20 protein-coding genes and 2 pseudogenes are annotated in these 24152 nt (G+C 66.9%); 12 read left to right on the forward strand and 10 right to left on the reverse strand.

Translation table 11 applies throughout. The annotated features are described in order from the left end of the window. The 3 genes and pseudogenes from KGM94_RS25285 to KGM94_RS09685 all read left to right on the forward strand — a co-directional run. Positions 1-99: pseudogene (locus KGM94_RS25285) on the forward strand (protocatechuate 3,4-dioxygenase); the annotation flags it as partial. After that, a complete protein-coding gene (locus tag KGM94_RS09680) occupies positions 99-941 on the forward strand; it encodes a class III extradiol dioxygenase subunit beta (RefSeq protein WP_300257519.1) in 843 nt (280 codons plus the stop codon). The pseudogene KGM94_RS25285 and the gene KGM94_RS09680, both read left to right, overlap by 1 nt. A gap of 1 nt (position 942) precedes the next feature. Next, positions 943-1902, forward strand: a complete 960-nt coding sequence (locus KGM94_RS09685; protein WP_300257521.1) for a Gfo/Idh/MocA family oxidoreductase — start codon at positions 943-945, stop codon at positions 1900-1902. 98 nt (positions 1903-2000) lie between these two features. Here KGM94_RS09685 and KGM94_RS09690 read toward each other — a convergent pair whose 3' ends face one another. Further along, positions 2001-2975, reverse strand: coding sequence for a LysR family transcriptional regulator (locus tag KGM94_RS09690; RefSeq protein ID WP_300257524.1), 975 nt, complete (start codon positions 2973-2975; stop codon positions 2001-2003). A gap of 126 nt (positions 2976-3101) precedes the next feature. Between KGM94_RS09690 and KGM94_RS09695 the strand changes: the two genes are divergently transcribed. Next, a complete protein-coding gene (locus KGM94_RS09695; RefSeq protein WP_300257527.1) occupies positions 3102-3455 on the forward strand; it encodes a protocatechuate 4,5-dioxygenase subunit alpha in 354 nt (117 codons plus the stop codon). A 6-nt stretch (positions 3456-3461) separates the two neighbouring features. After that, positions 3462-4301, forward strand: a complete 840-nt coding sequence (locus KGM94_RS09700; RefSeq protein WP_300257530.1) for a class III extradiol dioxygenase family protein — start codon at positions 3462-3464, stop codon at positions 4299-4301. 100 nt (positions 4302-4401) lie between these two features. Here the strand turns inward: KGM94_RS09700 and KGM94_RS09705 are convergent, their stop codons facing one another. Both KGM94_RS09705 and KGM94_RS09710 read right to left on the reverse strand, forming a co-directional pair. Further along, positions 4402-5568, reverse strand: a complete 1167-nt coding sequence (locus KGM94_RS09705; RefSeq protein WP_300257532.1) for a CmpA/NrtA family ABC transporter substrate-binding protein — start codon at positions 5566-5568, stop codon at positions 4402-4404. Continuing rightward, on the reverse strand, positions 5565-6155 hold the full coding sequence (locus KGM94_RS09710) for an ANTAR domain-containing protein (RefSeq protein WP_300257535.1): 591 nt from the start codon (positions 6153-6155) through the stop codon (positions 5565-5567). The genes KGM94_RS09705 and KGM94_RS09710 overlap by 4 nt, the downstream gene beginning before the upstream one ends. Before the next feature lie 112 nt (positions 6156-6267). Between KGM94_RS09710 and rimO the strand changes: the two genes are divergently transcribed. Continuing rightward, positions 6268-7593: a 30S ribosomal protein S12 methylthiotransferase RimO gene (gene rimO / locus KGM94_RS09715; RefSeq protein WP_300257537.1), complete on the forward strand. Its 1326-nt coding sequence runs from the start codon at positions 6268-6270 to the stop codon at positions 7591-7593. 246 nt (positions 7594-7839) lie between these two features. Next, entirely contained in the window at positions 7840-9036 is a 1197-nt protein-coding gene (locus KGM94_RS09720) for an acetylornithine transaminase (RefSeq protein WP_300257540.1), read from the forward strand. Between the two features lie 97 nt (positions 9037-9133). Here the strand turns inward: KGM94_RS09720 and KGM94_RS09725 are convergent, their stop codons facing one another. From KGM94_RS09725 to pcsA, 3 genes and pseudogenes are all read right to left on the reverse strand, one after another. Beyond that, positions 9134-10108, reverse strand: a complete 975-nt coding sequence (locus KGM94_RS09725) for a quinone oxidoreductase (RefSeq protein ID WP_300257542.1) — start codon at positions 10106-10108, stop codon at positions 9134-9136. A 93-nt stretch (positions 10109-10201) separates the two neighbouring features. After that, positions 10202-10927 carry a TerC family protein gene (locus tag KGM94_RS09730; RefSeq protein ID WP_300257546.1) on the reverse strand — a complete coding sequence of 242 codons (726 nt, stop codon included), beginning with the start codon at positions 10925-10927 and terminating at the stop codon, positions 10202-10204. Next, a pseudogene (gene pcsA / locus KGM94_RS09735) lies at positions 10924-11693 on the reverse strand (phosphatidylcholine synthase). The gene KGM94_RS09730 and the pseudogene pcsA overlap by 4 nt, the downstream one beginning before the upstream one ends. 101 nt (positions 11694-11794) lie before the next feature. Here pcsA and KGM94_RS09740 point away from each other — a divergent pair. Beyond that, positions 11795-12997 (forward strand): UbiH/UbiF family hydroxylase, encoded by a 1203-nt coding sequence (locus KGM94_RS09740; RefSeq protein WP_300257549.1) that lies wholly within the window; start codon positions 11795-11797, stop codon positions 12995-12997. A 4-nt stretch (positions 12998-13001) separates the two neighbouring features. On the opposite strand, the gene KGM94_RS09745 is transcribed toward KGM94_RS09740, so the two are convergent. Continuing rightward, positions 13002-13955 (reverse strand): AEC family transporter, encoded by a 954-nt coding sequence (locus KGM94_RS09745; RefSeq protein WP_300257553.1) that lies wholly within the window; start codon positions 13953-13955, stop codon positions 13002-13004. 106 nt (positions 13956-14061) lie between these two features. Between KGM94_RS09745 and hspQ the strand changes: the two genes are divergently transcribed. Further along, entirely contained in the window at positions 14062-14394 is a 333-nt protein-coding gene (gene hspQ / locus KGM94_RS09750) for a heat shock protein HspQ (RefSeq protein WP_300257557.1), read from the forward strand. A 73-nt stretch (positions 14395-14467) separates the two neighbouring features. Here the strand turns inward: hspQ and KGM94_RS09755 are convergent, their stop codons facing one another. Beyond that, positions 14468-15259, reverse strand: a complete 792-nt coding sequence (locus tag KGM94_RS09755; RefSeq protein ID WP_300257560.1) for an invasion associated locus B family protein — start codon at positions 15257-15259, stop codon at positions 14468-14470. Between the two features lie 318 nt (positions 15260-15577). Here KGM94_RS09755 and KGM94_RS09760 point away from each other — a divergent pair, with 318 nt between their 5' ends. The 3 genes from KGM94_RS09760 to KGM94_RS09770 all read left to right on the forward strand — a co-directional run bounded on the left by KGM94_RS09760 (position 15578) and on the right by KGM94_RS09770 (position 20184). Continuing rightward, positions 15578-17362: an extracellular solute-binding protein gene (locus tag KGM94_RS09760; RefSeq protein WP_300257571.1), complete on the forward strand. Its 1785-nt coding sequence runs from the start codon at positions 15578-15580 to the stop codon at positions 17360-17362. 4 nt (positions 17363-17366) lie between these two features. Then, on the forward strand, positions 17367-18869 hold the full coding sequence (locus tag KGM94_RS09765) for an AMP-binding protein (RefSeq protein WP_300257563.1): 1503 nt from the start codon (positions 17367-17369) through the stop codon (positions 18867-18869). Between the two features lie 85 nt (positions 18870-18954). Continuing rightward, the gene (locus KGM94_RS09770; RefSeq protein WP_300257566.1) at positions 18955-20184 is read left to right on the forward strand and encodes a GGDEF domain-containing protein; all 1230 of its coding nucleotides are present in this window, start codon (positions 18955-18957) and stop codon (positions 20182-20184) included. 151 nt (positions 20185-20335) lie between these two features. On the opposite strand, the gene mfd is transcribed toward KGM94_RS09770, so the two are convergent. Next, a complete protein-coding gene (mfd, locus tag KGM94_RS09775; protein ID WP_300257568.1) occupies positions 20336-23851 on the reverse strand; it encodes a transcription-repair coupling factor in 3516 nt (1171 codons plus the stop codon). Further along, on the reverse strand, positions 23848-24138 hold the full coding sequence (locus KGM94_RS09780; protein ID WP_300257574.1) for a succinate dehydrogenase assembly factor 2: 291 nt from the start codon (positions 24136-24138) through the stop codon (positions 23848-23850). The genes mfd and KGM94_RS09780 overlap by 4 nt, the downstream gene beginning before the upstream one ends. Positions 24139-24152: the final 14 nt, after the last annotated feature.

Below are 24152 nucleotides of genomic sequence, written 5' to 3' on the forward strand. Positions count from 1 at the left end.
GGCAGCATGACCGGCATGAGCGAGGAACAGTACCGCGACATGATGATCAAGGGCGGACGGTCCATCGAAGGCAACCGCTACGTTGGGGAGAAGAAGTAATGGCCCACGTCACCGCAAGCGTCTACACCTCGCACATCCCGGCGGTCGGCGCGGCGATCGACCTCGGCAAGACCGGCGAGCCGTACTGGCAGCCGGTGTTCAAGGGCTACGAATTCTCCAAGCAGTGGATGAAGGACAAGAAGCCTGACGCGATCTTCCTGGTCTACAACGACCACGCGACCGCGTTCAGCCTCGACCTGATCCCGACCTTCGCCATCGGCACCGCGGCCGAATACCAACCCGCCGACGAGGGCTGGGGGCCGCGTCCGGTCCCGAAGGTGATCGGCCACCCCAGGCTCGCCGCCCACATCGCGCAGTCCGTGATCCAGGATGATTTCGACCTCACCATCGTCAACAAGATGGAGGTCGACCACGGTCTCACCGTGCCGCTCAGCCTGATATGCGGGCAACCCGAGGCCTGGCCCTGCCCGATCATCCCGTTCGCCGTCAACGTGGTGCAGTATCCGGTGCCCTCGGGCCGGCGCTGCTACATGCTCGGCAAGGCGATCCGCAAGGCGATTGATACCTACGAGGAGCCGCTCAACGTGCAGATCTGGGGCACCGGCGGCATGAGCCACCAGCTCCAGGGACCGCGCGCCGGCCTCATCAACCGGGAATGGGACAACGCCTTCCTCGACCAGTTGATCAACGACCCCGAGGAGCTGTCGAAGAAGCCCCATATCGACTATGTGCGCGAGGCCGGCTCCGAAGGCATCGAGCTCGTGATGTGGCTGATCGCGCGCGGCGCGATGAGCGATGCCAAGCCAACGGTGAAGCACCGCTTCTACCATGTGCCCGCCAGCAACACGGCCGTCGGTCACCTGATCCTGGAGAACAACTGATATGGCCAAAACGATCAAGGTGGCGCTGGCCGGCGCCGGCGCGTTCGGAATCAAGCACCTCGACGGCATCAAGAACATCGACGGCGTCGAGGTGGTGTCGCTGGTCGGCCGCAGGCTCGAGCCGACGAAGGAGGTCGCCGACAAATACGCGATCAAGCACGTCTCGACGGAACTGGCCGACAGTCTCAAGCTGCCGGAGGTCGATGCCGTGATCCTGTGCACGCCGACCCAGATGCATGCGGCGCAGGCGATCGCCTGCATGAAGGCCGGCAAGCATGTGCAGGTCGAGATTCCGCTTGCGGACTCGCTCACCGATGCGCAGGCCGTGGTCGAACTGCAGAAGAAGAGCGGGCTGGTCGCGATGTGCGGTCACACCCGCCGTTTCAACCCGAGCCATCAATGGGTGCGCAAGAAGATCGTCGCAGGCGAGTTCAACATCCAGCAGATGGACGTGCAGACCTACTTCTTCCGGCGCACCAACATGAACGCGCTGGGTCAGCCGCGGAGCTGGACCGACCATCTGCTCTGGCATCATGCCGCCCACACCGTCGACCTCTTTGCCTACCAGGCGCGCTCGCCGATCGTGAAGGCCAACGCCGTGCAGGGGCCGATCCACCCCAGCCTCGGCATCGCCATGGACATGTCGATCCAGCTCAAGGCGCAGAACGGCGCGATCTGCACGCTCAGCCTGTCCTTCAACAATGACGGACCGCTCGGCACCTTCTTCCGCTACATCGGCGACACCGGCACCTATATCGCCCGCTACGACGATCTCGTGAACGGCAAGGAAGAGAAGATCGACGTCTCCAAGGTCGACGTCTCCATGAACGGCATCGAGCTGCAGGACCGCGAGTTTTTCGCCGCGATCCGCGAGGGCCGCGAGCCGAACTCGAGCGTCGCCCGGGTGCTGCCCTGCTACCAGGTGCTGCACGATCTCGACTGGCAGCTCGCGGCGGGCTGAAGTATCTGCCAGCCCGTCATTGCGAGCGAAGCGAAGCAATCCAGGATTTCTCCGCGGAGACGGTCTGGATCGCTTCGCTACGCTCGCAATGACGAACGCTATGCGTGCCCCTTGACGTAGGCGCTCCTGACCCCCGACGTGATGCTCGACACCGGCATGTGCTCGGCGGCTGCGGCGAGCGCGGGCGCGACCACGATTTCGAGCTGCTGACGCAGCCAGCGGTGCATGGGATCGGCCTGGTGCCTCAAGTGCCAGACCATGAACATCGGCATCGGCGGGCATTCGACCGGGACGGGCGCGGCGGCGAAGTCGCGCAGCATGTGGGCGCGCAGCAGGCCTGGCAGCGTCGCGACCATCGTGCTACCGCGCAGGAAAGGCCCGATGCCCGCGAAGTCCGGAACCTGGGCGACGAAACGGCGGCGGATGCCGCGATCGGCCAGCACCTCGTCGATGTCGAGCGAACGCCGCGCCTCGTGCAGGACGGTGACGTGATCGGCCGCGAGATAGTCCTCGACCGTCATGGGCGGACCGCGCCGGCCGGCATCGTAGAACACGCGGTAGGTATCTTCGAACAGCCGCTTCTGCAGGATGTCCGATCCCTCCGGCGGCCGCGGCGTGATCGCGAGCTGGCATTGCTGGTCGCGCAGGAGCTCGGCCGTGGGCGCGCCCGACGGGATCACGCGCAGGGAAAATCCCGGTGACTGGGCGCGCACGTAGCGCAAAAACGACGGCAGCAGCAGGTCGCGCTGCAGATCATTGGCCGCGACGGTGACGAGGACGGAGAGCCGCGCGGGATCGAATTCGGCGGCGCTGGAGAAGCTGCGCAGCTCCTCCAACAGCCTGCGCGCATGATCGGCCAGCGCCTGGGCGCGCGCGGTCGGGGCGATGCCCCGGCCCGACTTCACGAACAGCGGATCGCCGACGATCCCACGCAGCTTGTCGAGGAGATGGCTGACCGCCGACTGGGTCACGCCGAGCCGCTGTGCCGCGTGCGTGATGGAGCCCTCCTCGATCACCGCGAGCAGCAACTGCAGCAGGTGGCCGTCGAGATCCAAATGATCGAATTGGCTCATGCGAGCTATCAGGGTTCCTGCGTTTATTAACTTTCGGCGGTATGTCGAATACTGCCTGTATTGGCCGGTACGGAATTTGATCTGGAACAAATCGCGCCGGCCGGGAGGCAACCAGGAGGAAACGCCATGCCGAACGCCAGTCCGCGGCAGCCGGTGCCGGGCACCACCATGTTCGACGGCGAACAGGCCCGAAAGGGCTACGCGCTGAACAAGATGTGCTACTCGTTCAACGACGCCGTCAATCGCCGCGCCTTCGTGGAGAACGAAGATGCCTACTGCGCCAAATACGGCCTCAACCCGCAACAGCGCGAGGCGATCCGCAACCGCAACGTGCTGCAGCTCATCGAAGCCGGCGGCAACGCCTACTACCTCGCCAAATTCGCCGGGATCTTCGGCCTCGACATGCAGGACATCGGCGCCCAGCAGACCGGCATGACCAAGGACGAGTTCAAGGCCAAGCTCCAGGCCGCAGCGAGGTAAATCACAATGGCAAAGATCGTCGGTACCATCACCACCTCACACGTGCCCGCCATCGGCGGCGCGATCGCCAAGGGCCTGCAGCAGGACCCTTACTGGAAACCCTTCTTCGACGGCTTCCCGCCGGTGCGCGAGTGGCTCGCCAAGGTCAAGCCCGACGTCGTCGTGCTCGTCTACAACGATCACGGGCTCAACTTCTTCCTGGACAAGATGCCGACCTTTGCGATCGGCGCCGCGCCCGAATACCACAATGCCGACGAAGGCTGGGGCATCCCGACCGTCAAGCCGTTCCGCGGCGACCCTGAGCTGTCCTGGCACCTCATCGAGAAGCTCGTGGCCGAGGAGTTCGATATCGTCTCCTGCCAGGAGATGGTGGTCGACCACGCTTTCACGCTGCCGATGGCGCTGTGCTGGCCCGACCAGAACTGGCCGGTCCGCACCGTCCCGGTCGTCGTCAACACCGTGCAGGCGCCGCTGCCGTCGGCCGCGCGTTGCTACAAGCTCGGCAAGGCGCTCGGGCGCGCCATCGAATCCTGGCCCAGGGACGAGCGGGTCGTCGTCATGGGCACCGGCGGCCTGTCGCATCAGCTCGACGGCGAGCGTGCGGGGTTCATCAACAAGGAGTTCGACCAGAAGTTCATGGACAGCATGATCAGCGATCCGGCCTGGGCGACCAAATACTCGACGGTCGAGCTGGTCGAGCTGTCGGGCACGCAGGGCGTCGAGCTGCTCAATTGGGTGGTCGCGCGCGGCACGCTGCCCGAGAAGGTGCGCAAGCAGCAGGTCAACTATCACATCCCGATCTCGAACACGGCGACGGGATTGATGGTGCTGGAGCCTGCGGCCTGACGGTCCCTCACGATCCGGCGCAGATGCGGTCGATGCGTCTGCGCCGGCGTTCTCGTGGCTGGATTGGACGCCCGGCAGACGGTGGCCGAACCGCGGTCGATCAGCGCTTCCAGAGGCCGATCTCGAAGGCCGCAAGGTGGCCCTCGATGTCGCTGGGATCGAACGGCGGGCCGGCGAACGCGCCGATCGCCGCGGGCGGTGCGACGGGCTGCGGAGAGCGGCCGAGCGCGGCATCGTAGAGATCCGGCCGGAACACGCCCATTGCGGTCTGCACCGCGCCCGGTGTCAGCGGCGTCTGTCCCCACCGCACCATCTGCGCGTAGAGCCAGGCCGCCTGGACGGGATCGGGTCGCCCCACCCCTTCGCGCCCGACCAGCAGGTAGTTGCCGGTTTCGCGCGTGGCGCCGTCGGGCGAGATCTTCAGGCGACCGCCGAGGGTGCGCTGGATCACCTCGGCATCGACGCCGACCCGCTCGGGCCGTGCCAGCAGACGCGCGGCTTCAGCCCGGTTCTGCGGCTGCTCGATGAATTCGGCGGCCTTCACGCCGGCGCGGATCAGGGCGGCGAGGACATCCGGATTCCTGTCCGCCCAGTTCGCGCGGACCGCGAGCACCTTCTCCGCCGCGCGCACCAGAATGTCGGAAACAAAGTGCAGGATATGGCCGATGCCGCGGTCGACCGCGATCGAATTCCAGGGCGCACCGACGCAGAACGCATCGACATGGCCACTGGCGAGACTGTCGCCCATGTAGGGTGGCGGCAGCACCACGAGGCGCACGTCCTCGTCGGGATCGACGCCGCCCGCCGCCATCCAGAACCGCAATTGGTAATTGTGGGTCGAGAACGGGAAGGTCATGCCGAAGGTCAGCGGATCGGCCCCCGCCTTGCGCCGCTTCGCCACCACCCGCGCCAGCGCGCGTGCCGTCGCCATCGGGTCGAGCGCATCACCCTCGAGCGCCGCCGTCAGTGCGGCGTGCAGCGCCGGCGAGACCGTGATGGCGTTGCCGTTGATGCCGAGATTGAGCGGCGCAAGAATCGGAACCTTGACGTGGCCGAGCCCGAGCGAGGAGGCGATCGCCACCGGCGCCAGCAGATGGGCGGCGTCCAAGAGGCCGATGTTGAGCTTGTCGCGCACGTTCGACCAGGAGACCTCGCGCACCAGCGTGACGTCGAGCCCTTCGGCAGCGGTAAATCCCTTGTCGACCGCCACGATCAGCGCGGCGGCGTCGACCAGCGGGATGAAGCCGATGCGCAGCGGTTGCGTCATTTCAGCATCTCCGACGCAGTGATGATCGACTGGGCGATCTCGCCGATCTTCTTCTTCTCGCGCATGGCGGTGGAACGCAGCAGCACATAGGCCTCCTCCTCGGTCAGGCCCTTCACCTTCATCAGGATGCCCTTGGCGCGCTCGATCACCTTGCGGTCTTCCAGCGCCGACTTGGTGCGCTCCAGCTCCTCCTGCAGCTTGGCGAAGGCGTTGAAGCGGGACACGCAGAGGTCGAGGATCGGCTTGATGCGCTCCTTCTTCAGTCCGTCGACGATGTAGGCGGAGACCCCGGCGTCGACCGAGGCCTGGATCGAGGCCGCGTCGCTCTGGTCGACGAACATGGCGATCGGCCGCCGCACAGCGCGGCTGACCTGGAACATCGCTTCCAGCACGTCGCGGCTGGGGTTTTCCAGGTCGATCACGATGATGTCGGGGTCGACCGCGTAGATGCGCGCCAACAGGCTCTGCATCTCGCTGATATGCACGACCTGGGTAAATCCCGCCTCCCGCAGCCCCTCCTCCAGGATCGCGGCCCGGATCGGGCTTTCGTCGACAATCACGATTTTGGGCGACGGCTCGGCGCTCATCGTTCACTCACACAAGGCGATTCATCCATAGCACGCCGGAGCGCGATGCAAAGGGTTGTAATTGTTGGCAATAAGGACTAGCTCCAGCCCGTCAATCAGGCAGATTCAGCATATGCAAGAGACGGCTGCGCCCAAGGTCAGCTTCGTGTCGCTCGGATGTCCAAAAGCTCTGGTGGATTCGGAGCGCATCATCACGCGGCTGCGCGCGGAGGGGTACGAGCTCGCGCGCAAGCACGACGGGGCCGACATCGTCATCGTCAACACCTGCGGCTTCCTCGACAGCGCCAAGCGGGAGTCGCTCTCGGCGATCGGCGAGGCCATGGCCGAGAACGGCAAGGTGATCGTCACCGGCTGCATGGGCGCCGAGCCCGAGCAGATCGAGCAAGCCTATCCCGGCGTGCTCTCGATTTCCGGCCCGCAGCAATACGAGACCGTGCTCGACGCCGTGCACCGGGCGCTGCCGCCGGCGCACAATCCGCATCTCGACCTGGTGCCGCCGCAGGGCATCAAGTTGACGCCGCGGCATTATGCGTATCTGAAGATCTCCGAGGGCTGCAACAACCGCTGCAGCTTCTGCATCATCCCGAAGCTCAGGGGCGACCTCGTGTCGCGGCCGGCGGGCGAGGTGCTGCGCGAGGCCGAAAAACTGGTCGGCGCCGGAGTGAAGGAACTGCTGGTCATCTCGCAGGATACTTCCGCCTACGGCGTCGACATCAAATATGCCGAGAGCCCGTGGAAGGACCGGCAGGTCCGCGCAAAGTTCCTCGATCTGGCGCGCGAGCTCGGCGAGCTCGGCGCCTGGGTCCGCCTGCAATATGTCTACCCCTATCCCCATGTCGACGAGGTCATCCCGCTGATGGCCGAGGGCAAGGTGCTGCCCTATCTCGACATCCCCTTCCAGCACGCGAGCTCCGAGGTGCTGAAGGCGATGAAGCGCCCCGCCGCGCAGGACAAGACGCTGGAGCGCATCAAGCGCTGGCGCGAACAGTGCCCGGACATGGCGTTGCGCTCGACCTTCATCGTCGGCTTCCCCGGCGAGACCGATTCCGACTTCGCTAATCTGCTCGACTGGCTGGAGGAGGCCGAGATCGACCGCCTCGGCTGCTTCAAGTACGAGCCGGTCGCGGGCGCCGCGTCGAACGCGCTTCCCGGCGCCGTGTCCGACGAGGTCAAAGAGGAGCGCTACAATGCGCTGATGGCGCGGCAGCAGAAGATCTCCGCGCGACGGCTGAAGCGCAAGGTCGGCACGCGCCAGCAGATCATCATCGACGAGGTCGGCCCGACCGTTGCAAAGGGCCGCTCCAGGGCCGACGCACCGGAGATCGACGGCGCGGTCTATCTGACGAGCCGCCGTCCCCTGAAGGTCGGCGAGATCGTCGCCGCGAAAATCGAGCGCGCCGACGAATACGACCTGCACGGCAGCGTCGCGGGGTTTTGAGCCGCGCGACACCGCGGTCTTGACAAGGCCCGCGCTTCGGTTGTATGGCCGCGCTCCATGATGTTCACTCGGACCCACCGCCGCGCAGCTTTCCGTCGTCGCACCCGCGACGATGATGGGTTGCGCCATGTCCGACGACGCCGCTGACGCATTGATCAGCTGAGTTTTCGAGAAGGCCGCACCCGCCAAGTGCGGCCTTTCTGCTTCTTCGCGCCCCTTTCCACCCGCCCCACCGAGGAGTGAGACATGACCGACGCCACCCATCCGTATGATGCGCTGATGGACATCACCGCACGGCCGAAAGCCGTGTTCGTCCGCGGTGCCGGCTCCTACCTCTGGGACGACAGCCGCAAGCGCTATCTCGACTTCGTGCAGGGCTGGGCGGTCAATTGCCTCGGCCACTCGCCGCCGGCGGTCGCCGACGCGCTCGCCGCGCAGGCGAAGCGGCTCCTGACGCCGAGCCCGGCCTTCTACAATGGCCCGAGTCTCGCGCTCGCGCAGGCGCTGGTCGCGCAGAGCGCCTTCGATCGGGTATTCTTCGCCAATTCCGGCGCGGAAGCCAACGAAGGCGCGATCAAGCTCGCGCGCAAATACGGCAGCCTGCACAAGGGCGGCGCGTTCGAGATCATCACCTTTACCGGCGGCTTCCACGGCCGGACACTCGCCACCATGTCGGCGTCGGGCAAGAAGGCTTTTGAGCCGCTGTTCGAGCCGAAGGTCGCGGGCTTCAAGAAGGCGCGCCTCAACGACACCGCCTCGGTCGAGAGCCTGATCAGCGCCAACACGGTCGCCGTGATGCTGGAGCCGATCCAGGGCGAGGCCGGGGTGTGGCCCGCGACCGACAAATTCCTCGGAGAGTTGCGCGCGCTGACCAAGGCGCACGGGCTGTTGCTGATCCTCGACGAGATCCAGACGGGCATGGGCCGGACCGGAAAGCTCTTCCACTACGAGCATGCAGGGATCGCGCCCGACATCATGACGCTCGGCAAGGGCATCGGCGGCGGCGTGCCGCTCGCCGCACTGCTCGCGACCGAGCAGGCCTCCTGCTTCGAGCATGGCGACCAGGGCGGCACGTTCAACGGCAACCCGCTGATGTGCGCCGCTGGCCTTGCCGTGCTCGAACAGGTCGGCAAGCCGGACTTCCTCAAGGCGGTGACGGACACTGGCCTCGTGCTGGAGAGCGAGCTGCAGCGGCTCTCCGCGCGGCACGGGCTCGGCGAGGTGCGCGGCCGCGGCCTGCTGCTGGCGCTCGATCTCAAGCTGCCGATCGGCCCCGCCATCGTGGCCCAGGCGTTCGAGGCCGGCGTGCTCGTCAACTCGCCGCAGCCCGACGCGCTGCGCTTCATGCCCGCGCTCAACGTCACGCGGCAGGAGATTTCTGAGATGATCGACTGCCTCGATGCGATCTTGACCAGGGCGGGAGCGGCAAGGCTGGTGGCGTAGGATTTCGTCATTGCGAGCGAAGCGAAGCAATCCAGACTGTCTCCGCGGAGGGATACTGGATTGCTTCGTCGCTGTCGCTCCTCGCAATGACAGCTATCTACGGCTTCAGGATCGACGCGCCCGTGGTGTTGCGGCTTTCGAGGTCGGTGTGCGCCTTCGCGGCGTCCTTCAGCGCATAGGCGTGGTTGATCGGCACGTGCAGCTTGCCGCTGATCACGGCGGCGAACAGCGTGTCGGCGCCTTCCAGGAGCTCCGAGCGCTTGCCGATGTAGTCGTTGAGCTTGGGCCGCGTCGCAAACAGCGAGCCGTGATCGTTCAACTCGGCGATCGCGAACGGCGGCACGGGCCCCGAGGCGTTGCCGAAGCTGACGAACAGGCCGCGCGGCTTCAGGCAGGACAGCGAGCCCGGGAAGGTCGACCTGCCGACCCCGTCATAAACGACGTCGCAGAGCTCGTTGCGGCTGATCTGCTTCACCCGTGCGACGAAATCCTCCTCGTTGTAGAGGATGACGTGATCGCAGCCATTGGCTTCCGCAAGCTCGGCCTTGGCGCGCGAGCCGACCGTGCCGATCACGTGCGCGCCGAGCGCCCGCGCCCATTGGCAGGCCAACAGGCCGATGCCGCCGGCCGCGGCATGGATCAGCACGCGATGATGCGGCTCGACCCTGAAGGTCTTGTGCAGGAGATACCAGACCGTGAGCCCCTTGAGCATCAGCACGGCGCCCTGCTCGTAGGTGATGTGGTCGGGCAGCTTGACCAGCCGCTCCCAGGGGATGTTGCGCTCGCCGGCATAGGCGCCGAGATTGTGGTAGTAGGCGACGCGGTCGCCGGCGTGGAAATGGGTCACGCCCTGTCCGACGGCGACGACCTCGCCGGCCGCCTCGTTGCCGACGATGAAGGGCAGGCCCGGCGCCTTGTAGAGCCCGGTGCGGTAATAGGTGTCGATGAAGTTGAGGCCGACCGCATGCTGGCGGACGCGGACCTCGCCGGCAGCGGGCGCGGGCACCTCGACGCTCTCGTAGATCAGGGCTTCCGGACCCCCGACCTTGTGCACGCGCACCGCTTTGGTCATCGCCTGACCTCCCTTCGTTCCGCTTGCCGGCAAGCGAAGGCCATCGCGCCGGCCTTGTCAACTCGACGCCAAACGGAGCAGACAGGGCTTCGGCTATTTCGCCGGCTTGCGGCGGTTGCGCCGTGCCAGCACGTTGAAGAACTCGACCGCCGCCGAGAACGCGATCGCGAAGTAGATGTAGCCGCGCGGAATGTGAAACCTGAATCCGTCCGCGACCAGCGCGACGCCGATCAGGACCAGGAAGGCCAGCGCCAGCATCTTGGTCGTGGGATGCTCGGCGACGAAGCGTGCGACCGGTCCGGACGAGATGTACATGACGAGGCAGGCGATCACGACGGCCGCGATCATGATCTCGAGATCCTGCGCCATGCCGATCGCGGTGATGATGGAGTCGAGCGAGAACACGATGTCGATCACCACGATCTGCGCGATCGCCCAGAAGAAGGCGCTGCCGCCGGAGCTGCCCTCGCCTTCTCCCTCTTGAGCCTCGACCTCGCCGTGGATCTCGTGCGTCGCCTTGGCGATCAGGAACAGGCCGCCGCCGATCAGGATGATGTCGCGCCAGGAGAACGCATAGCCCCATAGCGCGAGCACCGGCTCGGTCAGGCCGATCAGCCAGACCAGGGCGCTGAGCAGGATGATGCGAAACACCAGCGCCAGCGCCAGGCCGATCTGGCGGGCGCGATGCGCCTGCTTTTCCGGAATGCGCGAGACGATCACCGACAGGAAGATGACGTTGTCGATGCCGAGAACGATCTCGAGCGAGGTCAACGTCAAGAGCGCGGCCCAGGCTTCCGGGCTGGTCAGGAGGTTCGTCATACGAACGACCTCGCCAGCCTGATCGCGGCGTCGCTGCCGACGATCCAGAACGCGATCGCGCACAGTGCGACGGTGACGGGAAGATCGACGCGAAAATCCATCCTCAGCGCATGAAGCGCCAGCACGCCCCAGATCGCGATCAGCGACAGCGTCAGCCAGCGCAGCCGCACGACGCGGACGGGATGCAGGACGTGGATGGGAATGAAGGTCAGCACCACGAGGGCTGTGACCAGCAGCGTCGACGGCAGCGGCGGCCAATGCAGCAGGAACAGGTAGAACGCGGCCGCATTCCACAGCGCCGGAAAGCCGCGAAAATGGTTGTCGTCGGCCTTCATGCGCAGATCGGCGAAATACAGCGCGCTGGTGACGATGATGGCGATCCCGAGCAGCGGCGCGGCGACCGGCAACAGCAACCCGCTGGCGACGATCGCATAGGCGGGCACGAAGACGTAGGTGACGAAATCGACCACGAGATCGAGCACGTCGCCCGACCAGTTCGGCTGCACACCCTTGACGTTCAGCCGTCGCGCGATCGGGCCGTCGATCGCGTCGATCACCAACGCCACGCCCAGCCACTGGAACATCGCCGCCCAGTGCTCGCGCACGGCCTCCAGCATGGCGAGCAGGGCAACCGCGCCGCCGAACGCGGTGAAGACGTGCACGGAAAAGGCCGCCGCCCGGATCGCGGGTGTGGCTTTCAAGGCGTCCTGCAGCGAATCTTGCTGGGTATCCATGGCCAGCGAAGTGCTATCAGAACGGGGCCGATTTGCACATCCGCCGTTGCGGCGTTCGGCCGCGTGGGCCCCTTACGAACCGATTGGCGGAAGCGGGCTTGAAATTGGCGCCGGGCATGTCAAATGTCCGGTGATGACGGACGGATCGGCACAATTTGACGCAGCCGTGATCGGCGGCGGACCGGCGGGCACGGCGGCCGCGATCGCGCTGGCGCAGGCGGGCGTGCCGACCGCGCTGGTGGCGCGGCGCGTGCCCTATGGCGACAACCGCACCACCGCGCTGCTCGGCGGCTCCGTCGATTTCCTGGACGGGCTCGGCGTCTGGCAACGTTGCAGGGACAAGGCCGCCGCGCTCGAGGTGATGCGGCTGGTCGACGATACCGGCCGCCTGATCCGCGCGCCGGAGGTGCGGTTCTCCTGCCACGAGATCGGCCTCGACGCATTCGGCTACAACATCGACAACCGCTCGTTGATGCTCGCGCTGGAAGCGCGCGCCGCCGAGTTGCCCGGCCTCACGCGATTTGACGACGAGGCCGAAAGCGTCGTCACGGGAGCCGACGACGTCGCGATCGGCACGAGCGCGGGGCAGGACATCTCGGCCCGGCTGGTCGTTGGCGCCGACGGCCGGCACTCGCTGTGCCGCGAAGCCGCAGGCCTTGCGGTTGCCAGGCGCGAGTTGCGGCAGACCGCCCTCACCTTCAATGTCGGCCACACCCGGCCGCATGCCGGCGTCTCGACCGAATTCCACACCGCGCACGGCCCCTGCGTGCTGGTGCCGTTGCCCGGCAAACGCTGCAGCGTGGTCTGGGTGGCCGAGCCCGCGGAGGCCGAGCGGCTTCGCGCGCTCAGCGACGAAGAGCTCTCCGCGGCGATCGAAAGGCAGTCGCATTCGGTGCTGGGTCGCATGAGCGTGGAACCCGGCCGCAACGTCTTTCCGCTGGCGATCGAGCGTCCGCAGTCCTTTGCCCGCAGCCGCATCGCCCTGGTCGGCGAGGCCGCGCATGTGGTGCCGCCGATCGGCGCCCAAGGCCTCAACCTGGGCCTGCGCGACGCCGCGGACATTGCCGAACTCGCGGGAGACGCACTGGCCGCGGGCCGCGATCCCGGCGCGGCCGAGCTGCTCGCGCGCTACGACTGGGCGCGGCGGCCGGACATCCTCAGCCGCACCTTCATGATCGACATGGCGAACCGCTCGCTGCTCAACGATTTCCTGCCGCTGCAGCCCGTCCGCGCCGTCGGCATGCACCTGCTCGGCGCCGTCGGCCCGTTGCGGCGCCTCGCCATGCGTGAGGGATTGGCGCCGAGCTGGCGCCGTCCGCCCGCCAGCCATCCCTGACGTTTCAGGGAAACGCCAGGCGTCCGCTCTGGATGAACCACATCACGCTGGTGAGCGTGACCACGGAACCGAACGTCCCGAGCAGCACCGCGACGGAAGCGGATTCGATCCAGGCATCGTTCTGCCGGGCGATCACGAACACGTTCAGCGCCGGCGGCAGCGAGGCCATCAGCACCGCGGTCGCGGCCCATGGCTGCGCGAACGGCCCGAACGCCAGCATCAGCGCGAACGAGGCCAGCGGATGGATCAAGAGCTTCACCGCGATCACGCCGGGCACCTCCCATGGCACGCGATCGAACGGACGCAGCGCCACCGTCACGCCGAGCACGAACAGCGCGGTCGGCGCCGCGGCGTTCTGCAGGAAGACGAGCGTGCGATCGAGCGCGACCGGCAACTCGATGTGAAGCGCGGCCACGATCGCCCCGAGGCAGGCCGACATGATCAGCGGATTGAGCAGGATCTGCCGCAGCACGACGCCGAACGCGTGCAGGATCGAAGGATGGTCGCGATCGGAAAGCTCGATCAGCAGCGGCACGATGGTGAACAGGAAGATGCTGTCGCAGCAGAAGATCAGCGCGGTGGGCGCCGCCGCCCTGGACCCCAGCACCGCGAGCGCCAGTCCCGGGCCCATGTAGCCGATATTGCCGTAGCCGCCGGACAGACCCGCAAGCGTCGCCTCGCGCAGCGACAGGCGGCCGAGCACGCGTCCAACCACGAGCGCGATCACGAAGGCGCTGACCGTCGACAGGGTCGTGGCGATCAGGAACGGCGGGTTGTTGAGCTCCGCAAACGGCGTCTTCGACATGATGACGAACAGCAGTGCGGGCAGCGACACGTAGAGCAGGAAGAAGTTCATCCAGGCAAGGCCCGATTCCGGCAGGGACTTGGCCTTGCCGCAGGCGAAGCCAACGAAGATCAGGCCGAAATAAGGTAAGGCCAGATTGAGGATATCGACCATTGATGAAGTGTTTTCTGAACTGATGGGGGTTATCCACCCCAACCCCACAGGTTAATTCCAGTGCAGGGCACTAGCATCGGCCACAATCCTGGTCTATCGACGGGGCATGATTAAAGCGCGGACCGCCAAGTTCCAGATCGGGCAGGTCGTACGCCACCGGATCTTCTCGTTCCGGGGCGTGATCTTCGACATCGATCCGGAATTCAACAACACCGAAGAGTGGTGGCTGTCGATCCCCGAAGAGGTGCGGCCCCACAAGGATCAGCCGTTCTATCACCTGCTCGCGGAGAACGCTGAGTCGGAATACGTCGCCTATGTGTCGGAGCAGAACCTGCTGCCGGACGAGTCAGGCGAACCGATCCGCCATTCGCAGGTCGCCGAGATCTTCGTCAAGGACAAGTCGGGCGGCTATCGCCCGCGCAACCCCTCCCTGAACTGAGCGGCCTTCGCAAGTCACGGCCACAAAAAAGGCGCCCGGTTGGAGCGCCTTTTTCTTGGCTTGAAGAGTTCGCTTACTTCTGACCCGCCGGCGGCTGGGCCGCAGCCGCGCCGCCCTGCTGCTCGAGCTTCTTGCGGGCCTCGTCGGCCTTCTTCTGCAGCTCTTCCTGCAGCTTCTTCTGGGTCTCTTCGAACACCTTCGGGTCGGTCGGCGGACCGTCATAGGCCTTGGCGAACTCGCCGGCGAGCGGCAGCGGCAGCGTCAGCGGCGCGCCGTTGGCGTTGATCGCCTGGACCACCAGGTTCTGGCCTTTCTTCATGCTGTTGATGAGGTCCGGGCTCGCCTCATAGTCGGACATGCAGCCATTGGCGAAGCAGATCACGTAAGGGCTCTGCAGCGGCGGGTTGTTGTCGACGATGATGCGGGTGCCGTGAACGAGTTGCATGCCGAGCGGCAGCGTCACGCGCAGAATCTTCTTCGGCTCGCCTTCCGGCTCGATGATGACGGCGGCGATCACGGGCTGGCCGGACTCGATGCGGCCGTCCTTGCCCGTGAAGCAGACCTGCTTGGCATTGGCGTCCTGGCCCTTGAGGCAGAACTTGGTCCAGGGCGCGTAGATAAGCTGCACCTGCTGGTCGGCGGGGGCAGCACCCGCAGGCGGCGCACCGGCGGCGGGGGGCTGGCCCTGGGCCTGGGGCGCGGGGGCCGGCGCCTTCGGTGCCGCCTTGGGCGCGGCCTTCGGGGCGGCCTTGGGCGCCGGCGCCTGGGCCTGGGCGGCGAAGGGAGCAGCCATTGCTGTCGCCGTCAGCAGGGCGAGAAGCCGCCCGCGCGGCCGGACCGACGCGGCCAAAATACGAAAAGTCATTGCGGAAAACCCTTTCTGAACGGGAAGTGCCCGAACCGCCGCGGAGCGCCAAACCGAAGCCGCCTTGGCGCGGCTGTCTCCCCGTCAAATGAGGCGGTTAAGTGACAGGGTCCGGCGCTCTCGCACGATTGCCCGCCTTCTTAACGCGGCGGACGAAAAGATCAATGCCGACAACCGTCTTAGGAGCTGGACCTGCGCACTTTGGCGCCGCCGCTATGCTAGGATTTTCGCGTGGCTGGTCCTTCCGAATCGATCCACGTGCCGATGTCCCTGATCGCGCGCTTTCATGCCCTTGCCGTTACCCTTGCCTTGGCCTGCATGGCGCTTGTCTTCGGCCTGGTCGGGGCAGCCGGTCCGGTTCGCGCCGAAGAAAGCTACGCCATCGCCATGCACGGCAGCCCGCGTCTGCCGGCCGATTTCAGCCATTTCCCTTACGCCAACCCGGACGCTCCCAAGGGCGGCCGGCTGATCTGGGGCATCCTCGGCACCTTCGACAGCCTCAATCCGCTGATCGTCAAGGGATTGGCGGTGCAGCAGATCCGGAACTACGTGGTGGAGAGCCTGCTTGCGCGCGGCAATGACGAGGCCTTCACGCTGTACGGCCTGCTCGCCAGGACGGTCGAGACCGATGACGACCGCAGCTTCGTCACCTTCCATCTCGATCCGCGGGCGCGGTTCTCGGACGGCAAGTCGGTGCTTGCCGACGACGTGCTGTTCTCCTGGGAACTGTTGCGCGACCACGGTCGCCCCAACCACCGGCAGTACTACGCCAAGGTCGCCAGGGCCGAGGCGATCGATCCCCTCACCGTGCGCTTCGATCTCGCCGGCGCCAACGACCGGGAGCTGCCGCTGATCCTCGGGCTGATGCCGATCCTGCCGCGGCATGCGGTCGATGTCGCGACCTTCGAGGAGACGACGATGACCGGCCCGATCGGCTCGGGCCCCTATCGCGTCACGGCTGTGAAGCCCGGCACCAGCGTGACGCTGACCCGCAACCGCGACTATTGGGGCCGCGACCTGCCGGTCAATCGCGGCCTGTACAATTTCGATGAGGTCAGGCTCGACTTCTACCGCGAGGCCAACGGCCAGTTCGAAGCCTTCAAGCGCGGGCTCTACGATTTCCGCGTCGAGCACGAGCCGTTGCGCTGGCACGACGGCTATGATTTTTCCGCCGCGCGCAATGGCGAGGTGATCCGCGACACCATCAAGCCGGGCGTGCCGCAGCCTTCGGAGTTCCTGGTGTTCAACACCCGCCGCCCGGTGTTTGCCGACATCCGCGTCCGCAAGGCGCTGACGCTGCTGTTCGACTTCGAATGGATCAACCGCAACTACTTTTTCGGGCTCTATTCGCGGGTCGCTGGCTTCTTCGCGGGCTCGGAGCTCTCGGCCTACGGGCGGCCTGCCGACGCGCGCGAGCGCGAGCTGCTGAAGCCGTTTGCCGCGACCATCGAGCCCGATATCCTGGACGGCAGCTACCGCCTTCCCGTCACCGACGGATCGGGCCGCGATCGCGCCACGCTGCGCGCCGCGCTGCAGCTCTTCTCGGAGGCCGGCTACGATCTCGACGGCACCGTGCTGCGCAACCGTACGACAAGGATGCCCCTCACCTTCGAGATCCTGGTGATGACCCGCGACCAGGAGCGCATCGCGCTCGCCTACGCGCGCGACATCAAGCGCGCCGGCATCGAGGCCAGCGTACGCGCGGTCGACCCGGTGCAGTTCGACCAGCGCCGGCTCGGCTATGAGTTCGACATGATCCAGAACCGATGGGACCAGTCGCTGTCGCCCGGCAACGAGCAGTCCTTCTACTGGGGCAGTGCCGCCGCCGACAACCAGGGCACCCGCAACTACATGGGCGCGAAGGATCCGGCCATCGACGCCATGATCGCGGCGCTGCTGGAGGCCCGTGAACATACGGGCTTCGTCTCGGCGGTGCGGGCGCTGGACCGCGTCCTGATGTCCGGCTTCTACGCCATTCCCCTGTTTAACGTATCGGAGCAATGGATCGCGCGCTGGAATCGGATAGAACGACCATCGGACACCGCTCTCGCCGGCTACCTGCCGGAGACGTGGTGGCAGAAGGTGGGCAGCCCAGCGAAGTGACACCGTGAACCAGCCAGCCGTATCGCCGACGCTCGACACGCTGTTTCAGCGCACGCTCTCACGACAGCCGCACGCGACGGCGCTGCTCGATCCCCTCAACAAGGCCCGCATCACCGGCCACCTGCCGAAGCGGCTGACCTATGCGGAAGCCGACCGGGCGATCGAGGCGCTGTCGGCGCATTTCGTCGAGTCGGGTCTGCCGGCCAATACGGTGATCGCGATCCAACTGCCGAGCACGATCGAGTTCGTGCTCACGGTGCTCGCCGCCCACCGCGCGGGCCTGGTGGTCGCGGTGCTGCCGCTGCTCTGGCGGCATGCGGAACTCACGGCCGCGCTCAACCGCACGGCGGCACGCGCCATCGTGACCATGAGCAAGATCGACGGGGTCGCCTATTCCGACCTCGCCATGCATGCCGCGGCGGAGGCCTTTTCGATCCGCCATGTCTGCGGCTTCGGCAGCGAACTGCCGGAGGGCATGGCCTCGCTCGACGAGGTGCTCGAGCGCGATCCCGGCACGACACGCCGCGTGATCCAGGACGGCCGCAAGGCGGCGATGATCTCGTTCGACGTCACGGCCGAAGGGTTTCGCCCGGTGCCGCGACCGCATTTCAGCCTGATCGCGGGAGGCCTTGCGATCTCGCTCGAAGGCGACATCAGGCAGGGTGCGACCGTCATGTCGGCCTTCGCGCCGATGTCGTTTGCCGGCCTCGCCTCCTCGCTGGCGGTCTGGCTGCTGTCCGGCGGAGCGCTGGCGCTGCATCATCCCTTCGACGGCGAGGTGCTGGAGCAACAGATCAACGACTACGCCTGCGACGTGCTGGTGGCGCCGGCGCCGCTGGCGCTCCGGCTCGCCGAGGCCGGCCTTGCGGCCCATATGCCCGGGCTGCGCAACGTCATCGGCCTGTGGCGCGCACCGGAGCAAGTCGCCGCCAGCGACGCCTGGACCGCGCCGCACGCCCCGCTGACGGACGTCTATCTGTTCGGCGAGGCCGGCCTGTTCGGCATGCGGCGCGGCGAGGACGGCATGCCCGTGCCGGTGATGCCCGGGCTGCGCGGCGCACCACGGGAGCAGTCCGGCTCCTCCATCGCCGGCGAGATCCTGCTGACGCCGAAGGGCACGCTCGGTCTGCGCGGACCGATGGTTCCGATCGCCGCCTACGCTCCCCCGCCGCCGGTCGGCGATATGCTGACGCCGCAGCCGGTGCGAGACTACGTCGATACCGGCTATGCCGCGCGGATCGATCGGCAGAACGGCGCGATCAACATCACCGCACCGCCCTCCGGCATCATGGCCGTCGGTGGCTATCGTTTCCTGTCCAACGACCTGCAGGAATGGGCGCGGCGTCTCGGCCAGGGAGCGCTCCTGACCGCACTGCCCGACCGCCTCAGCGGACACCGGCTGGCGGGACGAGCCCAGGACAATGCGCGCGCCCGCGAGGCGCTGGGCGAGCTCGGGCTTAACCCCCTGATGGTCGAGGCCTTTCGCGACCGCGCCGGCCCGGCCTGAGCATGGTTTCGCCGGGCCTGTTGACCGGGCATTAAGGCGCCCAAACTAGATTACGCGCGTTTGCAGCGCGTCATCAGAGTTTGAGATGTCCCAGGCGGGCCCGATCCTGTTTGTGTCCAGTGCCCCGCGGCCGGCCTTTATCTCCGCGCTGGACGGGGCCCGGCTGTTTCCCGTCATCGACAGCGATTGGGCGAACGCAGTCCACGCGGTCGAGCAGGTGCAGCCGGCCGCCGTTCTCGCTGTGCCGTCGGGCGGGCACGAGCCGCACCTTGCAGCGTTGGCGAACACGATCGCCGCGCAGCCGCTCTACCTTCCGCTCGTCGCCGTCGACGCGCAGGCCGCGCTGCCCCGCAACGCAATTCCCTTCAGCTCGCGCGGCGGCCAATCCGAACGGCTGGTCGCCCGGCTGCGCGCCGCGCTGCGGGTCCGCACGCTGCACGCGACCGTCATGCGCCGCTTGCCCGAGGTGAGCGCGAAGCTCTCTCTGACCGACACCGACCCCATACGCGATGCGACCGTGCTGCTGATCGGCCGCGGAGCGGCCTATCCGGCGCTGTCCGTCGCCCTCGGCGAGCGCACCGGCGTCGTCGGCGCGCTCTCGATCGAGGCCGCCGCAAAGCATCTCAACAGCCGCGACATCGACGGCATCGTGCTGGCCGAAGGCTTTACCGCGCGCGTCGCGGACGCCTTCTTAACGGTGCTCGCCGAGGACACCCGTTTCCGCAATCTGCCCGTGATCGTCACCGCGCATCAGCTCGCCGGCAACTACGATCTGCCGAACCTGGAGATGATCTCCGGCGAGCCCGCCAGGGTCGCCGCCAACGCGCTGCCGCTGATCCGCCAGCGCGCGATGGAGGCGCAACTCAGCCGCACCCTGCGTTCGATCGATGCCGGCGGCTGGCTCGATCCGCGCAGCGGCCTTTTGACGCTGGAGGCTTTCGCTCGCGACTTCGCGAGAGCCGTCGAGCAGACGCTGTCGCGCGGCGGCGGCCTGTCGGTGGCGCGCTTCGCGTTCGATCCGACCAATCCGCGCGCCCAGCTCGATGCGGCCCGCATCCTCAGCCGCCTGATGCGGCAGATGGATTTCGGCGCGGCGCAGAAGGACGGCTCGGTGATCGTGGTGTTCGCCGAGACCGATTTTCGCACCGCGCACATGATCGCGCGCCGGCTTTCGGCGGTGATGCGACACACCTCGAATGGCAGGCGCGAGCCGCGCCACGAGCCCGTCGTCAGCGTGGATGCGCTGTCGCCGACGGACACCGCGAGATCGCTGCTCACCCGCCTCTTCGCCGATGCCCCGCGCGCGGCATCGTAGTCACCTTCTCGTGCCCCGGGCGCAGTAGTTTTTGTAGCGTGGGCAAAGCGAAGCGTGCCCACCGCTTGTGTCGATGGATGCGGATAGATGGTGGGCACGGCGCTTCGCGCCTTTGTCCACCCTACGGAATCTCACCTCGTATCGAGACTTGCTACGCTGCCCTCTTGCTCGCGGCGAGCTGCGCGAGCTGGCGCAGGATGTCGGTGGTGCCGGCGAGCCGCTCCTCCGGCGTCTCCCAATCCTGGAAGAACACCACCTTCATGTCTGGCCGGACGCGCGCGGCCTGGCCTTGGCTGCGGATGTAGGTCACCAGCCGGTCGGGATGCGCGAAGGAGTTGTCGCGGAAGCTGATGACCGCGCCCTTCGGCCCGGCATCGACCTTCTCGACATTGGCGCGCCGGCAATGGGCCTTGATCGCGGCGATCTTGAAGAGATAACGCACCTCGTCGGGCAGCACGCCAAATCGATCGCGCATCTCGGCGCCGAAATTCTCGATCTCCTCCTCGCTGTCGAGATCGGCCAGCCGGCGGTAGAGCGACAGCCGGACGGCCAGGTCGGAGACGTAGTCCTCGGGGATCAGGACGGGCATGCCGATGGTGATCTGCGGCGACCAGCGGTCGGCCGCGGGCTCGGCGACGCCCGCCTTGAGGTTGACGATCGCCTCTTCCAGCATCGACTGATAGAGCTCGAAGCCGACCTCCTTGATGTGGCCGGACTGCTCTTCGCCGAGGAGATTGCCGGCGCCGCGGATGTCGAGATCGTGGGAGGCGAGCTGGAAGCCCGCGCCCAGCGTCTCCAGCGATTGCAGCACGGTGAGCCGCCGCTCGGCCTGCGCGGTGATCTTGTGCTCGGACGGTAGCGTGAACAGCGCATAGGCCCGAAGCTTCGACCGCCCCACCCGGCCTCGGAGCTGGTAGAGCTGGGCGAGGCCGAACATGTCGGCGCGGTGCACGATCAGCGTGTTGGCGTTGGGAATGTCGAGGCCGGATTCCACGATCGTGGTCGACAGCAGGACGTCGAACTTGCCGTCGTAGAACGCGGTCATGATGTCCTCGATCGCCGCAGGCGGCATCTGTCCGTGCGCGACCGCGACCTTCATCTCCGGCACGTTCTTGTCGAGGAAATCCTTGACGCCGGCGAGGTCTTCGATACGGGGCACCACGTAGAACGCCTGGCCGCCGCGATAGCGCTCGCGGAGCAGCGCCTCGCGGATCATCAGGGGATCGTGCGGGGCGACGAAGGTGCGCACCGCCAGGCGATCGACCGGCGGCGAAGCGATGATCGAGAGTTCGCGGACGCCGGTCAGCGCGAGCTGCAGCGTACGCGGGATCGGGGTTGCCGACAGCGTCAGCACATGCACCTCGGCGCGAAGCTGCTTCAGCCGCTCCTTGTGGCTGACGCCGAAATGCTGCTCCTCGTCGACGATGAGGAGGCCGAGGTCGCGGAACTTGATCGACTTGCCGAGCAGCGCATGGGTGCCGACCACGATGTCGACCGAGCCGTCGGCCAGCCCCTTCTTGACCTGGTTGAGCTGCTTGGCCGGGATCAGGCGCGAGGCCTGTGCGACCTGCACCGGAAAGCCGCGGAAGCGCTCGGTGAACGTCTTGGTGTGCTGGCGAGCCAGGAGCGTAGTGGGCACCACCACCGCGACCTGCTTGCCGTCGAGCGCGACCGCAAAGGCCGCGCGCAGCGCCACCTCGGTCTTGCCAAAACCGACGTCGCCGCAGATCAGCCGGTCCATCGGTCGGCCGCGCTCGAGATCCTTCAGCGTCGACTCGATCGCGCCCAACTGGTCCTCGGTCTCGTCATAAGGGAAGCGCGCGCAGAACTCGTCATAGAGGCCGGGCTGCACCGGCAGCTTCGGCGCGTCGTGCAGCTGGCGTTCGGCGGCGATCTTGATCAGTTCGCCCGCGATCTCGCGGATGCGGTTCTTCAGCTTCGCCTTGCGCGTCTGCCAGCCCGAGCCGCCGAGCCGGTCGAGCTCGACCTCGGTCTGGTCCGAGCCGTAGCGCGACAACAGCTCGATGTTCTCGACCGGCAGGAACAGTTTCGTCTCGGCGGCATAGTGCAATTCGAGGCAGTCATGCGGCGCGCCGGCAACCTCCAGCGTCTGCAACCCGATGAAGCGGCCGATGCCGTGGTCGACATGGACGACGATGTCGCCGGCGGCAAGGCTCGTGACCTCCGAGATGAAGTTGTCGAGCTTCTTGCTCGCCTTGCGCGGCCGCACCAGGCGGTCGCCGAGGATGTCCTGCTCGCTGATGACGGCGACGGCGTCGGTCTCGAAGCCGCTTTCGAGGCCGAGCACCGCGAGCATGGTCTCGTTGCGCGGGATCGCCTGCACCATCCGCCAGGTGTTGACGCTGGTGGTGTGGGGCAGCTTGTGGTCGCGCAGCATCGAAGCCATGCGCTCGCGCGAGCCCTCGCTCCACAGCGCGATCACCACCTTCTTGCGGCTCGCCTGCAGCCCCAGCACATGGGCGACCACCGCCTCGAACACGTTGACGCTGGCGTCGTTGCGCTCGGGTGCGAAGTCGCGGCCCTTGCGCGCGCCGGCGTCAACCACGTTGGCGTCGGTGGGCAGGGAGAACTGCGTCAGCCGGGCGAGCGCGACGTCGTGGATGCGCCGGCCCCACTCCTCCTCGGTCAGGTAAAGCCGGTCGGGCGGCAGCGGCTTGTAGACGGCGCCGCCGGCCGGGTGCTCCAGCGCGTCGCGCCGGGCCTGGTAGTAGTCGAGGATCTGCTTGAAGCGCTCGCGCACGGCGTCCTCGGCCTGCGGCTCGATCGCCATGGGCGCGTCGTCGAGATAGTCGAACAGCGTGTCCATCCGCTCCTGGAACAGGGGCAGCCAGTGCTCCATGCCGGGATGGCGGCGGCCTTCGCTGACGGCCTCATAGAGCTGATCGTCGCGCTCGGGCGCGCCGAACTCGGCGACGTAGCCCATGCGGAAGCGGCGGATGGTGTCGGTGACGAGCTGGAATTCCGAGATCGGCACCAGATCGAGCGAGCGCATCTCCAGCAGCGTGCGCTGGGTCTCGGCGTCGAACGAACGGATCGATTCCAGGCTGTCGCCGAAGAAGTCGAAGCGGACCGGCTGCTCCAGGCCGGCCGGAAAGAGATCGAGGATACCGCCGCGCACGGCATATTCGCCGGGCTCGCGCACGGTGGAGGAGCGGTTGTAGCCATTGTGCTCGAGCCAGGCGACGATGGAATCCATCGGCACCACGTGTCCCGGCGCGACCGAGAGCGCCTGCGCCGCCACGAGGTCGCGCGACGGCAGGCGCTGCACGATGGCGTTGACGGTGGTGAGCACGATCAGCGGCTTGTCGCTGCCGGCGAGCCGCGCGAGCCGCGCCAGCGTCGTCAGGCGCTGCGCCAGGATGCCGCCATGCGGAGAGACCCGGTCATAGGGCTGGCAGTCCCAGGCCGGGAATTGCAGGATCGGCAGCTCGGGCGCGAAAAACTCCAGCGCACGCGCCAGTTGCTGCATGCGCGGGCCGTCGCGGCAGACCACGGCGAGGCTGACCGCCGGCTTCTTCGGCCGCGCCGCGATCGCACGCGCGAGATCGGAGACGACGAGCCCCTCGGCTCCTTCCGCGACATTGGCGAGCGTGACCGCACGGCCCGGCGCCAGCAATTCGGCCGGCGACTTCGACGGCACCTTCACAGGCCGCCATCCGCGGCGCGGAAGCCCTTGATGCGCTGGAATAGCGAGCCCGCGACGTCGGACGGCAGGATTTTGTCGCCGGTGATCGCGGCGTAGAGATCGGGATCGTTGACCTCGATCAGGCGCTCGAACTGGCCCACCTCATCGTCCGAGAGGTTGCCGATCTCGGCATCCGCAAAGCGGCCTAGAATGAGGTCCATCTCCCGCGTGCCGCGGTGCCAGCAGCGGAACAGAAGCCGCTTGCGGCGGTCGTCCAGGCCCCCGCTCGATCGTGTCGTCCCCGTCATGTCGCAAATCCAGT

The sequence above is a fragment of the Bradyrhizobium sp. genome (assembly GCF_028868675.1).
Taxonomy (GTDB): Bacteria; Pseudomonadota; Alphaproteobacteria; order Rhizobiales; family Xanthobacteraceae; genus Bradyrhizobium.

Bases quoted from the DNA above. Each gene is read 5' to 3' on its own strand.
- KGM94_RS09680 (WP_300257519.1), top strand. From the start codon at position 99: ATGGCCCACGTCACCGCAAGCGTCTACACCTCGCACATCCCGGCGGTC.
- KGM94_RS09685 (WP_300257521.1), top strand. From the start codon at position 943: ATGGCCAAAACGATCAAGGTGGCGCTGGCCGGCGCCGGCGCGTTCGGA.
- KGM94_RS09690 (WP_300257524.1), bottom strand. From the start codon at position 2,975: ATGAGCCAATTCGATCATTTGGATCTCGACGGCCACCTGCTGCAGTTG.
- KGM94_RS09695 (WP_300257527.1), top strand. From the start codon at position 3,102: ATGCCGAACGCCAGTCCGCGGCAGCCGGTGCCGGGCACCACCATGTTC.
- KGM94_RS09700 (WP_300257530.1), top strand. From the start codon at position 3,462: ATGGCAAAGATCGTCGGTACCATCACCACCTCACACGTGCCCGCCATC.
- KGM94_RS09705 (WP_300257532.1), bottom strand. From the start codon at position 5,568: ATGACGCAACCGCTGCGCATCGGCTTCATCCCGCTGGTCGACGCCGCC.
- KGM94_RS09710 (WP_300257535.1), bottom strand. From the start codon at position 6,155: ATGAGCGCCGAGCCGTCGCCCAAAATCGTGATTGTCGACGAAAGCCCG.
- rimO (WP_300257537.1), top strand. From the start codon at position 6,268: ATGCAAGAGACGGCTGCGCCCAAGGTCAGCTTCGTGTCGCTCGGATGT.
- KGM94_RS09720 (WP_300257540.1), top strand. From the start codon at position 7,840: ATGACCGACGCCACCCATCCGTATGATGCGCTGATGGACATCACCGCA.
- KGM94_RS09725 (WP_300257542.1), bottom strand. From the start codon at position 10,108: ATGACCAAAGCGGTGCGCGTGCACAAGGTCGGGGGTCCGGAAGCCCTG.
- KGM94_RS09730 (WP_300257546.1), bottom strand. From the start codon at position 10,927: ATGACGAACCTCCTGACCAGCCCGGAAGCCTGGGCCGCGCTCTTGACG.
- KGM94_RS09740 (WP_300257549.1), top strand. From the start codon at position 11,795: ATGACGGACGGATCGGCACAATTTGACGCAGCCGTGATCGGCGGCGGA.
- KGM94_RS09745 (WP_300257553.1), bottom strand. From the start codon at position 13,955: ATGGTCGATATCCTCAATCTGGCCTTACCTTATTTCGGCCTGATCTTC.
- hspQ (WP_300257557.1), top strand. From the start codon at position 14,062: ATGATTAAAGCGCGGACCGCCAAGTTCCAGATCGGGCAGGTCGTACGC.
- KGM94_RS09755 (WP_300257560.1), bottom strand. From the start codon at position 15,259: ATGACTTTTCGTATTTTGGCCGCGTCGGTCCGGCCGCGCGGGCGGCTT.
- KGM94_RS09760 (WP_300257571.1), top strand. From the start codon at position 15,578: ATGGCGCTTGTCTTCGGCCTGGTCGGGGCAGCCGGTCCGGTTCGCGCC.
- KGM94_RS09770 (WP_300257566.1), top strand. From the start codon at position 18,955: ATGTCCCAGGCGGGCCCGATCCTGTTTGTGTCCAGTGCCCCGCGGCCG.
- KGM94_RS09780 (WP_300257574.1), bottom strand. From the start codon at position 24,138: ATGACGGGGACGACACGATCGAGCGGGGGCCTGGACGACCGCCGCAAG.